Here is an 11,815-nt window from a genome sequence, read left to right on the forward strand (position 1 = left end):
TGCGATGGGTAACGCGCTGGAAGCCCGCTCTCAACGCATTCGCCATCACCTTCAGCGACCGGTTCCCGACCGCTGAAAACTACTAATGGAAACCGCCGGATACACCGTTAAAGGGATAGTCCCTTGGCCCCCGCTTTTCGGGTGTCGAGCCAGACGAGATGGTCATGAATTTTCTGGCGGTCGTCTTCACCTAAATCTGGCATGTTGAGGCACTCCACATGGAACTGTCGCAACCGGTGATAAGACTCAACGATGACGGCGAGTCCCCGCTCTCGACGGACGCCCGGATCATCCGGGCCCAGAATATACACGGCTTGCGATGCAGCCATTAGGGCGCCCCGCAATGTCGTGAAGTGGGCAGTTGGGTACAGCTCTCCTGCTTTGATAGCCGTCCAAGCTAGCCGGAGATGTTCTCCTGCAGAGATAAGAGACAGGCGAGCCTCATCGCTGATGGGTTGCAGAAAGACTTTGTTGTCCTCGGAAAGCTCGCTTCCCGGCTGCGGCTCTTCAAGTTTCTGAGCTCTGAGTCTCCAGCTTTCTAAGGTCGGCTCGTAAGCCGCCATATGCCGTAGGAACGCAGTATCCGCGCTGGTGCTCAAGAGTCAACGATCTTCCGCGTCTCGGTCCAAGTACCCCATCTCATAGCCCTCGCGGAAGAAGGCCCCACTGACTGCGTTACGGTCGGCGTGGTTGGAAGATGCTTGTGAGCCGGAGGACTGATTGTGTCAACGTGATCGGAGCCCACTAGGACGGCCCGAACGGTACCCACCAGCCGGACGTCCGGGGATGATGTTGTGAGGGTGTCTAGGGGTTCTTGGCGTGGTTTCTGGGTCTGTGAAACCACTGCCGCGGGTTGGGACCATACCCGGGGTCCCGGTTGTTGGAAGCTGGCGTCCGGCGGAGTAGTGCGTCAGAGGTAGCTGCAGATTTGTTCGGGATCGCAGCTTGCGTCGGTCCCGGACGCGGCAGTGGCGTGGAGGCCGGCGACGATGGATCGCAGCGCCATCAGTTCAGAAATCTGGTGGTCCAGTTCGGCCAGCTGGTTGGAGAGAAGGTCCTGGACGTGGGCGCAGGGGGCTTCTCCGGCGTCACGGAGGGCAAGAATTTCGCGTATTTGGGTCAGCGCGAGGCCTGCGGCCCGTCCGCGGCGGATGAATTCGAGTCTGGCCACGGAGTCGTCAGGGTAGTCCCGGTAGCCGTTAGGGGATCTTTTCGCTGCCGGGAGAAGCCCGCTGTCCTCGTAGAAACGTAGCGTCTTGGTTGTCATCCCTGCCGCTGCCGCGGCCTCACCGATACGCATCATGAACTCATTTCTTGGCAGGCGGCCAGGACGGCGATTCCTTGACATTCCAGTGTAGGGGAAGGTTGAGAATGGGATGCAGAGCAGGTCTTCGGTCGAAGGCTGCACATGGCGGTCGGTTGAGCAACAGGTGTGCTGGCGGCTGCTTCCCTTCCATCTTCAGGAGACCCTCGTGTCGGCAGCATCTTTCGATTATGACCTGGCCATTATCGGTTCCGGCGGGGGCGCTTTCGCTGCGGCCATCCGGGCAACCAATCGTGGCAAGCGGGTGTTGATGGTGGAGCGCAGCACTGTGGGAGGCACGTGCGTGAACACGGGCTGCATTCCGTCCAAGGCCCTGCTGGCCGCCGCGGAAGCCCGCCATGTCGCCCTCGATGCTTCCGGACGGTTCCCCGGTATCAGCACCTCCGCAGAGCCGGTGGATATGCCCGAACTGGTCGCCGGGAAGCGCTCACTGGTCGAATCCATGCGGTCAGAGAAGTATGTGGACCTCGCCGCGGACTATGGATGGAACCTGCGGCAGGGGACGGCGGTGTTCGCCGGAACCGCGGCCGCACCGGTTTTGAACATCACCGCCCCGGGCGGAACCACCGAGACAGTCAGTGCGGAACACTACCTGGTCGCGACCGGCTCCACCCCGTGGATCCCGGACGTGCCGGGAATGGACGAGGTGGATTATCTGACGTCCACGAGTGCGATGGAGCTGCAGGACGTTCCCGCTTCGATGCTGGTGGTGGGCGGCGGGTATGTGGCGCTGGAGCAGGCGCAGCTTTTCGCCCGGCTCGGCACGGAGGTGACCATCCTGGTCCGCTCCAAGCTCGCCTCGGCCGAAGAGCCTGAAGCCGGGCATGCCCTCGCCGGTGTCTTCGCCGATGAGGGCATCCGGGTCGTCCGTCGAGCGACAGTGTCCTCGGTCCGGACCGATCAGGTGTCGGGGGACGTGGTCGTGGATGCTTCCGTCTCAGAAGGAAACGAGGAGTTCAGGGCCGCGCGCCTGCTCATGGCAACAGGCCGGCGCCCGGTCACGGAGGATTTGAACCTTTGCATGGTCGGCGTCGAAACCGGGGACCGCGGGGAAGTCCTGGTCGACGGGAGCCTTCGCAGTACTAATCCGAGGATCTGGGCCGCGGGTGATGTGACGGGGCACCCCGAGTTCGTTTATGTAGCCGCCGCGCACGGGGCCCTGATGGTGGAGAACGCCTTCGAGGGTGCCGGGCGAGAGGTCGACTACCGGCACCTGCCCCGGGTCACGTTTACCAGCCCTGCCCTGGCCGCCGTCGGGATGACGGACAAAGAAGCTAACCAGGCAGGGATCCGGTGCATGTGCCGGGTTCTGCCGCTCAAATTTATCCCTCGCGCGCTGGTGAACCGTGATACCCGCGGCTTCATCAAGATCGTTGCCGACGCGGACACGGGTCGGATTGCAGGGATCACTGCCGTGAGTAAGGACGCCGGGGACATCGCCGCCGCAGGGGTTTACATTCTGGAGGCCGGGATGACCGTTGATCAGGTCGCGAATCTCTGGAGCCCCTATCTGACCATGGCCGAAGGCATCAAGATAGCAGCCCAGTCCTTCACTACTGACGTCTCCAAACTGTCCTGCTGCGCGGCATGATGTGGTCAACGACAACCTATGTGTTCGTGGGGTGGGCGGCCGCGGCTACCTTTTAGTGCGCGTTCCTTGTCAGGCTGTGGGCGAGGCGGTAGGAATCGGTGCCGGTTTCGATGATGGTGCCGTTGAAGGTCAACCGGTCAACGATCGCGGCGCAGAGGCGCGGGTCGGTGAATGTCTTGGTCCAGCCGGAGAACGACTCGTTGCTGGCGATGGCGATGGAGTTCTTCTCTTCGCGTTCGGTGAGGACCTGAAAGAGGAGTTCGGCGCCGCGCCGGTCCAGTTCCATATAGCCGAGCTCGTCAATGCAGAGCAGGTCCACTCGGCCGTATCTGGCGATGGTCTTGGCGAGGACTTTGTCGTCGGCGGCTTCGACGAGTTCGTTCACGAGCCGGGTGGCCAAAGTGTATTTGACCCGGTATCCCTTCTCCGCCGCGGCGGTGCCCAGCCCGATAAGCAGGTGGGATTTGCCGGTTCCGGAGTCCCCGATCAGGCATAGCGGTGCACCTTTTCTAATCCATTCGCCGGTAGCGAGGGTATGGATGGTAGCGGGGTTGATGTTCTTGTTCGCGTCGAAATCGAAATCACCGAGCCATTTATCCCGGGGAAAGTTCGCGGCTTTGACGCGTCGGATTGAGGAGCGACGGTCCCGGTCATCGCATTCGGCCAGCAGCAGCTCGGCCAGGAAGCCTTGGTAAGAGAGTTGTTCCTTCCCCGCGACGGTCAGAGCTTCGTCCAGAACCGCCCGGATGGTGGGCAGGCGCAATCGGCGGCATGCTTGGTCCACGGCCGCGACCGCGGCCTGCTCAGTCAGACCGCGGCGCCGTCGCAGGGTTGGGGTGATGGTGGTGGCCGGTGCGGTGGGGCTCATGAGATGTTCTCCTTCGACGCGGTTCCTGCGGAGTGTTCGGTGCGTTTGGCCAGCAGCTCGTCATAGGCGCTGATCGCCGGCAGCGGTCGCTTGTCTGGAGGGAGCCCGGCGATGACCGCCGCCGGGTCCATCAGCCGGCGCTGGGTCAGGCTGACAACTCGTTGCACTTTCGCTTCAGCATGAGCACCGCGATGACGGTCAGGACGGGACCCACCAGCAGGGATGCTGGAGGCATGTCTGCGGCCTTCAACCGCCACGACGTCGGCACTGACGGCACCTACTCCAAGGGCTGCGGTGATCCCTGCCTCGATGTCTTCGGCTTCCATCGATCGGTGCAGCAGCAGGACGTCAATCAGCTCACGGGTCCCCGCGGCATCACCGTTGACCCTGCGCGAGGCAGACCAGAAGGCGTCATGGGCGCTGGTGAAAGCACCCGACTCCCGCGCCCTGGCCAAAGCAGTGGAACCAGGCAAAGCGCCGGGCTTGGTCTTGAGGACCTCCAGATAATGGTCCAACTGGACCGACTGCCCGCCCTTGGCAATAATCCGCTGATGCCGGGCCGCCACCGCGCGGCCGTCGAACACCACAACTTCGGATGCCCGCAATGAAACCCGGACCCGCCGACCGATGAACCGTGCTGGCACCGAGTACTTCACCATCCGCACGGTAATCATTGAGGACCGGTCCACTCTCGGGTTCAACACCAGACCGGGATCGAACTCTTCGGCCGGCAACGGTGCCAGGAACGGGCGCTCGGCGGCGAAGTCCTGGCCGATAGTGCGGATCCTGCCATCAATCCGCCGCTGATCGTCTTGAACCTCCCGGCTCCGGATCCGGTCGTTGAGCTCATCAAGGGACCTCGCCACGGGCATCGGAGTAAGCCGGTTGCGGCGGAACCAGCCCACCTCGCCCTCGACCCCGCCTTTCTCGTGAGCGCCGGCAAGACCTGGCTGGCAATAAAAGGCATCAAATCCATAGAACGAGCGAAACAACACCCACCGGTCGTTTTCCAGGCGGTTCCGCCCCTGACCGAACACCACGGCCCTGACGGCACTGGTGAGGTTGTCATAGCGGATATGTTTGACCGGCACGCCGCCGATCTCGTTGAACGCCTCGACGTGGCCTTCCAGAAACGCTTCCTGGGCCTGGGTGGGGTAAATCCGGTGGATGGCTTTGCCGGAGTGAGACAGCCGGAAGATGAACATGTGGCATTTCGTCTTTACCCCGTCCAGCACGATCCAGACTTCACCGAAGTCCACTTCCGCTTCAGCGCCCGGGGCGTGCTCCTGAGGAACAAATACCTCAACCCGGCGGCCGGCCTCCACATCGATCTGCGCCCGGCGGACCCGAACGTAGTCACGCACCGTCGAATACGACAACTCGTCCGCTCCATGCTCCTCGATGAGCCGGGCAAGAATCCTCCGGGCAGTGTGACGCTGCTTCCTCGGCGCCGTCGTGTCCTCGACGAGCATGGCGTCGATCGTCGGTTTAAAAGGATCAAGCCGCGGCGAGGACCGCACAGGAGTTTTACGCTCTGGCGGGACCGGGGAACTTAACGCCTTACGCACGGTTTTCCGCGCCACCTGGTGCCTGCGGGCAAGCTCCCGGATTGACGCGCCCTCCACCCGGGCATCCCTCCGAATCTGCGCGAACAACTCCACTCTTGACCCCATCCCGGCCCTCCCGTCGTCGATCCAACACTGGATGGATCAACGTTCACAGGTGGGTACCATTCAAGCCGTCATTAGGTTCGGCATGTCCGCTGGTGGGTACCGTTCGGGCCGTCCTAGTGGGCTCCGATCAGACTGACATACTCAGAGGACGTACGACACGGTTCACCTGGTTGTGCGCCGCAGTAGTCACACCCTACCTTGAGGGTCAGCGCCCTCATTTCTTTCTCGGTCATGCTCACTGCTTTATCCCCCCTCGAAAAATTCAGCCTTACTAAGGGTATCCGGCCTTGTCCGGGCGACGTCTGATCCTGGTCACCTTGGGTGGGCAGCGCCGGGGCGAGTCAGAAACGACGTATTTTGGATGTGTTCTGAACTGAGAAGACGATGGCACGTACTGTGCGGGTTCCCCCTGATCAGCCCCCGATCAGGGGAAACGCCTAAGAACTGGTGGACAATTTCTCCTACAGGTCTGGACCTTGCACTGGAAGCTCATCCCACCACGTAAGCAGCGCTCCTCGCGCAATATATTCGAAGGTTTGCAGCAACATGGGGGACTCGGAAGCATCCCATACGCCCCCTAGACCGCCAGCATTTAGCCCCCAGGGGACTTCTTGAACTGCGCCGGCACTCTCGACGGAAGGCGGGTTCTGCATCGGCATAGGGAAGGGCTTGCCAGCATGTAAAGCCTTCGAGCGGTGTTCATAGATAACCTTCGCGTGGCGGCGCATACCAGACCAATCCAAAGAACTATGCTCGGGCCGCTGCGCCGGTGGCTGCGGGGCGCAGTCGGTCAGAAAATCCCTGAAAGCCCTGGCCGAACGTACGAGTGGAGCCAACTCCTTGGCGACGTTCTGCCTTATTTCCTCGTCAGCTAAAGCTAGTTCCCTCCAGACCTCGGGCCACATGTCCTCTAGCAGATCGGTTGCCGAAACGGAGCTTCTCTGCCGATGCTTAGCAGCGATTTCCACTGCCGTTACTAGTTGCAGCCACGCTTGGTTGGCATCCTCGTTAGCCCACCAAACTGCTGTGGAATAAGCGCGTGCAGCCCGGATAAGTTCAACTTGATCCCTTTCGCTGAGGCGGTAAAAAGTCTCCAGTCGGGAGAGGTCACGCAGGTCAGAAGGGCGAGTCATAGCCGAGGGTAGCTGCTCACGACCCGTTGGACCAGGATGGGCGAGCCGGGGCACATCCAAATAGATTGGATGCTGATCCAGACCAGGTTCATGGATTCCCGACAAGCGACGTGTTCCAGCAACGCGAAGGCGTACGCCAAGCGCGAGCGAGATCAGTGCTGCAATTTCATCGCTCATTGTCCCACCGTGGTACGAGTTCGAGTCCGGTGGAGCAAGCGCACCATCCTGCACTATTTGGGGAGTTAGGTCAGCATGAACTGCACCGCGGAGGATGACTGCCGGTCCAATTAATGAGTTGTTCCGGATGACGATAGATAGCTTGTATGGGCCGAAGCTGACAGGTCCTCCTATGAAGGACCTGTCGGAATGCAACTCATCGTCAAAGTTCTCTCTCTCCGCTTCGCCTGCAGAGTAGGCACCCCAGTTCGTCCATGCGTGCGTACCCATGGGCTAAGTATCAGCCGGGAGGCCCCAGCACTCAAAGCAAGAATCCTTGGCGCGAATGGCCGGACTCCCCGTCGCCGACCGTTTGGGCCCTAAAGAACATCAGTCAAATACGACCGTTTTAGACCCATCAAGTTTTGACATCCACCGCCGGGTTTAGGCCAAGGGTCACAGGCCAAGTGCGTAACTGGACCGCAAGTTCTGTGAAGGCGAACGGGTTTTGACCCAATCGCCTTCCATCTGTGCCCTTAGCCCCGTGGCGCAGCGGTCGGATCAACTCCAGCAAGGCGAACCAAGCCAAGCCCGTCTACCGGGACGCACGCGTAAAGGGTGTACGAGCGGCCTTCCCGGTTCGACTCTGCCCAGTCGATGACCTCAGGAATGTCTGCACCGGAGACCTCCCACTCATCCGAGTTTGTTCCGGCCCAGAAGTACACCCGGTACCGAGGGCGGTCTACCTCCCAGGTTTGGTCGCGGGGATCGACAGTCGTGGTGTCCATGTCCCGAGTATGCAGGAGGGACCAACCCGGCACTGTGGCTGCTGCTGCTCGCCGGTGGAGGTCCCTGCGAATGAATGGGAACCCCTAGTCGGATTGAAGGGGCGTCCAGGAGTCGTTGCCGGTTCTCGCTGCCATGCCTGCCGCGGGCCCTCCCAATCGCGTGCGACGTCCGTCAGCCAGATGGTGCTGTCGGGCACAGCCGGCGATGACTGATGCCGTGTCGGGGTCGAGGTGGAGTGCGCGCGTGGCGCTGCTGAAATAGCCCTGGACCGCGAGGTGCACGGCGTCCCACTGTTCCGCGACGCGTTCCCAGTCCGGGATCACCCACCGGCCATCGCGTCCCGTGACGCGGAACCAGTCGTCTCGGCGGGACGCGGTGACTTCCAGGGGAAAGGCGCGGCACAACGAGAGCCAATCGTCCGGGATGGGGATCTCGAAAGTCCGGCCCGTGCCGCGAACCGGAATCACCGTCGCCTGCTCCCAGCCGAGGGAATCCTCCACGAGGCTTAGCCGGGCCGGGATTTGTCCGACCGTGTGGACGAGTCCGTGCGGGATCGACCACCACGTTCCGCCCCAGAATGTCTCAAGAAGCCGCAGTATGTCTCTCCGCTGGCTGGACCAGGAGGGCGCAGGCTGAGGCGAGGAGGGCCGGCACGTAGAACCAGCCTATGGATGCTGAACCGATCCAGATAAAGGCTGCCAGGAGAATGGTTACGGCGATGGACAGGCCCCTCCACGGTTTCCCGGGAATGAAAAGCGGAAGCCCGGTCAGGATCACCGGGATCAGCAACGGCACGAAGAGCACCGGCCCGTTGACGGCAAGCAAGGTCAGCTGTTCGGTCACCACCGGACTGCTCGGATTCCCCGATCCTCCCGAAGATGACTCCACGGTGTACAGGGGATAGAGCAGGGCAGCCAGAGCAACAGTGACTGTGAGCGCGAATGCCACGCCCTGAAGCACTCGTGCCGCAACGGGCAGGTGATCCATGCAGACTCCTGTCGAAGCTGTATGGGTTAAGGAAACCGCGAACTAAGAGCTACGTCGTTCTCCCCATCAGAGGGCATACCCGTAAGCCAGCATAAGCGAACGTTTCATGCACAAAGCCGCGGGAAACAACCTTCCTACGGTTCCTTTCGTGTGGCACGAAGATGGACGATTAGCCAGAAGACGGCCAAGAAAAGTCCCATCGTCACCAGAAGCCAAGCAACGTTGAAAGCTGTCCCCGTCAGAGGAGTGCCCATCATCAGGGATGCCAGGAACATGCCGCTACCGACAAGGAACATCCCGAATGCAAAGATGCTGCCGTTGATCGCTTTACGGTTTAGGTTGCGCATGGCTGATGCTACAACTCCTGATACAGCTGCGGGGAGCCCCACATCCCACCGCTCTCTCGCCCGCCCGTACATAGCGGCTCCGAAAGAATCTACGCTCCGCGCAGGCTAAACCAGTTGACGGGTATATGCAGGCGAGTCGCCGCCGCTACCCGTGGCATATGCGCTGTTATCGGCATTCCGACTGAGTTGGTGCCGGATGCGCTGAGGGCTCGCGCCCGTGTCAGCGGCAGGAGGCACCGTAGAGATTCAGCGTGTATTCGAGGTCAGGCGGGTGTGAATGAGGGCCAGGCCCGTGTCGGTGCAGATCCGCATCAACCGGTGAAACGGTCTTCGGTCATGGCGACCGCCGCGTCCATTACTTCCTTCGAGCGGAGTTCACTGATCTCCTGGATCGGGGATACTTCGCCCAGCCAGGGGTGGCTCCGATAAACCAGAGCCAGGCGACATGTTCGCCCTCGACACTGGAGACGGCTGTCCACGCGCGATGAGCCAACTGCAGGCGCGCCTGGGCTTCGGGCTTCGGCTCCGAACCGTCGGTACGGGCCCACTTGTAGCTGATCTTCGGATCCCGGCTGCCGGCAAAGCCGAAGATGGTGCACAGGTGCCAGGGCGATGCGGCGTTTGCTTATTTACTGTCTTGGTTCGCCTCGCGGAGCTCGGCCATTGCTTCGGCAACCAGGGCAGCTCGTTCCTCGCCGAGGATGTCGATGTAGGTGGAACGGACGATATCGGCTACGAGACAGAGCAGTTCATTGGCCAGTTCTACGCCCGTCTCTGTGAGTTCAAGATAGGTAACCCGCCGGTCGTCGGCGCAGGGATTGCGTTGGACGAGGTTGCGTTTGGTCAGGCGGTCGGCGATTTTGGTGAAACCGCCGGTGCTGAAGGCTGTCTCCCGTGCCACGGCTGCCATAGGCATCCTCTGCTGCGGGCTGCGCGCCAGGCGCATCACGGTTTCCGCCTCTGCCGGGGTCCAGCGAGAATGCTGATGCGATGGTGTGCAGGTTCTTGTTTGTGTTCTGGAAGCCTTCGATGACAAGCACACCGCCGACACCGAATAATTGGAGGTGGGCCGGGCGGCTGATCCCCCAAAGCAGCCGCCCGGCCCTACCATTCGCAGGGTACGGAACCTCCCGCAGGCCGGTCGGTCCGCCGCCCAGGGCTAACCACAGCAGCCACTCACCAGCGACGGACCGCTATTAACCGTGACCACCCAGCTAGCAAGTCTCCAGCCGCGCGACCAGGAACAACGAGGTACTAGCCCGCGGCAGCACCAAAACCTGTTCAGCCAAGCTGAACCACAGATTTCCTCAGCCCAAGGGAAGCCAGGAAGGCCGGCAGCTTTTGACTGCCGGCCTTTCCTCTTTTGTAGGCATTTGGCACGCCTGGTGGAGTTCTTTGCCTTCGTTAAGGCTCTGTATCGCCGAGGACGAGATCAAGCTGGCGTAGGAGCTCAGACGACCGCATGCTCGGTTCCCACTGCACTATGTGGATCCCGCTGGTGGCAGCCAAATCTCCGGCGAACAGAGCTGCTGTCTTTGACGGTGGCGTGACGATTACGCCGTAACGTGCTCTCTCAACGGCCATCATCGTCCGCAGCCCTTTAGCTGTCATACGTGCTCCGTTGAGGGTCCGGAGAGAATACTTTACGTCCACTATGACTTTCTTCGAGCCGCGAGTGGCGATGATGTCAGCTTCTAAAAGCTGCGTTCCGTTCACTATTCGAGCACCTAAGACCACATCAAAACCTCGATGGCGAAGAGCACTCCCAACTTCCTGCTCGTAGTACGCGCCCAACGCGCGGCGTGCGGATTCACTGGACGCCGAAGATTCGGGTAGGTGCTTGAGCAAGTTGCCCAAAGATTTAGCTGCTGCCTCATCCATGCTCGAACCCTCGCTGGATGGATCTTCCGCTCGCTCAGAAGACGGGATCGTAGTTTCAGGTGCTCCGCGACCTTCAGAATCGTCTTGCGGAAGTTTCGTGAAGTCCAGCAAATAGTGATTGGCGATCCCCTCCACGGCACTTTTCTGGAAAGGGCCATCTGCGATGGTGGTGAGGGAGGCAATGAGGTCCAGGGCCAGCGACATCGGCAACTTTGAACCGCTGGTCTTACCGCCCTTGTCCGGCGTGATGATCCGGTCGGTGACCCACTCAAACTGTTGCCACCAGGCCTCATCGGCTGCCTTCTTCTTTGTATGCAGAAGCTGTTTAGCTAGCTGCCGGGCACCAATGGTGGCAGCGATGACAGCAAAAACTCCAGCGAATGCCGGGCTGGTGACGAACCGCGCTATGAAAGAAACCCAGTCCTGAGGAGGACGCCAAAGGAAAAACAAGCACACGGATTGGATACTGATCACAACCAGAAGAACAATCGTGTAGCCATATAAAAGCTTCCGGCCGTGCGTTCGGAAGAAAACCCACCGCTCCTGCCCCAAGTCGCTCTCCGCTGTTGCGTCGTCCTCCGCGGTGGCCATTTCAGTCATGGGATCGAGTCTAGATGTACTCCCGTCCTGAATATCGCCGCATCTCCAGCCGGTCATCGTCGCTCAAAAACGACCGTTTCTGTCACCACTCGGGCGTGGGACGGGACACAGGAAACCACTGCTGGCCATAGAAGGGGTATGCGCTCAGCCTTGCAGCTCTTCGTAGACCAGCTCGCTCAGCACCTGGAGCAAGGCATGCATCTTTGTCTTGTCCCCCAAAGCCTGAAGGCTGAGGTTGTAGTGGCTGTCCATGGAGTTGGTGACGGCGTCGCTGACAGCCTTTTCGAGATGCGGGCTGCTTGTTGACGCCGACCGAAAATAGGGCCAAAATCGCCAACTGAATATGAGGCCACTGACCATTATGGAAGGTGATCACATTGGATGTTTGGGCGCAGATACGCCACCGATACGCGACGGAGAAGATCTCCAAGAGGGAGCTGGCTAAACAGCTCGGGGTTTCGCGGGG

12 protein-coding genes are annotated in these 11,815 nt (G+C 60.8%); 1 reads left to right on the top strand and 11 read right to left on the bottom strand.

Annotated elements, in window-relative coordinates; translation table 11 throughout:
* Positions 1 to 107: 107 nt before the first annotated feature.
* Both E4J89_RS19020 and E4J89_RS19025 read right to left on the bottom strand, forming a co-directional pair.
* Positions 108 to 599 carry a hypothetical protein gene (locus tag E4J89_RS19020; RefSeq protein WP_136787783.1) on the bottom strand — a complete coding sequence of 164 codons (492 nt, stop codon included), beginning with the start codon at positions 597 to 599 and terminating at the stop codon, positions 108 to 110.
* Between the two features lie 311 nt (positions 600 to 910).
* On the bottom strand, positions 911 to 1,300 hold the full coding sequence (locus E4J89_RS19025; RefSeq protein ID WP_136787794.1) for a heavy metal-responsive transcriptional regulator: 390 nt from the start codon (positions 1,298 to 1,300) through the stop codon (positions 911 to 913).
* A 172-nt stretch (positions 1,301 to 1,472) separates the two neighbouring features.
* Here E4J89_RS19025 and merA point away from each other — a divergent pair, with 172 nt between their 5' ends.
* Positions 1,473 to 2,915 (top strand): mercury(II) reductase, encoded by a 1,443-nt coding sequence (gene merA / locus E4J89_RS19030; protein WP_136787784.1) that lies wholly within the window; start codon positions 1,473 to 1,475, stop codon positions 2,913 to 2,915.
* A 52-nt stretch (positions 2,916 to 2,967) separates the two neighbouring features.
* On the opposite strand, the gene istB is transcribed toward merA, so the two are convergent.
* The 9 genes from istB to E4J89_RS19080 all read right to left on the bottom strand — a co-directional run bounded on the left by istB (position 2,968) and on the right by E4J89_RS19080 (position 11,349).
* Positions 2,968 to 3,783, bottom strand: coding sequence for an IS21-like element helper ATPase IstB (gene istB / locus E4J89_RS19035; protein WP_136787785.1), 816 nt, complete (start codon positions 3,781 to 3,783; stop codon positions 2,968 to 2,970).
* Positions 3,780 to 5,456 (bottom strand): IS21 family transposase, encoded by a 1,677-nt coding sequence (gene istA / locus E4J89_RS19040; RefSeq protein WP_136787786.1) that lies wholly within the window; start codon positions 5,454 to 5,456, stop codon positions 3,780 to 3,782. Before istA ends, istB begins: the two co-directional genes overlap by 4 nt.
* A 461-nt stretch (positions 5,457 to 5,917) precedes the next feature.
* Entirely contained in the window at positions 5,918 to 6,766 is an 849-nt protein-coding gene (locus E4J89_RS19045; protein WP_136787787.1) for a hypothetical protein, read from the bottom strand.
* Between the two features lie 515 nt (positions 6,767 to 7,281).
* Positions 7,282 to 7,533, bottom strand: a complete 252-nt coding sequence (locus tag E4J89_RS19050) for a hypothetical protein (RefSeq protein ID WP_136787788.1) — start codon at positions 7,531 to 7,533, stop codon at positions 7,282 to 7,284.
* A gap of 84 nt (positions 7,534 to 7,617) precedes the next feature.
* Positions 7,618 to 8,034 carry a hypothetical protein gene (locus tag E4J89_RS19055; protein ID WP_136787789.1) on the bottom strand — a complete coding sequence of 139 codons (417 nt, stop codon included), beginning with the start codon at positions 8,032 to 8,034 and terminating at the stop codon, positions 7,618 to 7,620.
* A gap of 82 nt (positions 8,035 to 8,116) precedes the next feature.
* The gene (locus E4J89_RS19060; protein ID WP_136787790.1) at positions 8,117 to 8,521 is read right to left on the bottom strand and encodes a hypothetical protein; all 405 of its coding nucleotides are present in this window, start codon (positions 8,519 to 8,521) and stop codon (positions 8,117 to 8,119) included.
* A 134-nt stretch (positions 8,522 to 8,655) separates the two neighbouring features.
* Positions 8,656 to 8,868, bottom strand: a complete 213-nt coding sequence (locus E4J89_RS19065; protein ID WP_136787791.1) for a hypothetical protein — start codon at positions 8,866 to 8,868, stop codon at positions 8,656 to 8,658.
* Positions 8,869 to 9,493: 625 nt separating this feature from the next.
* Positions 9,494 to 9,778 carry a hypothetical protein gene (locus E4J89_RS19850; RefSeq protein WP_240691996.1) on the bottom strand — a complete coding sequence of 95 codons (285 nt, stop codon included), beginning with the start codon at positions 9,776 to 9,778 and terminating at the stop codon, positions 9,494 to 9,496.
* Positions 9,779 to 10,272: 494 nt separating this feature from the next.
* The gene (locus E4J89_RS19080; protein ID WP_136787792.1) at positions 10,273 to 11,349 is read right to left on the bottom strand and encodes a hypothetical protein; all 1,077 of its coding nucleotides are present in this window, start codon (positions 11,347 to 11,349) and stop codon (positions 10,273 to 10,275) included.
* Positions 11,350 to 11,815 lie beyond the last annotated feature (466 nt).

Origin of the sequence: Arthrobacter sp. CAU 1506 (assembly GCF_005047635.1) — a bacterium.
Classification (GTDB): domain Bacteria; phylum Actinomycetota; class Actinomycetes; order Actinomycetales; family Micrococcaceae; genus Crystallibacter.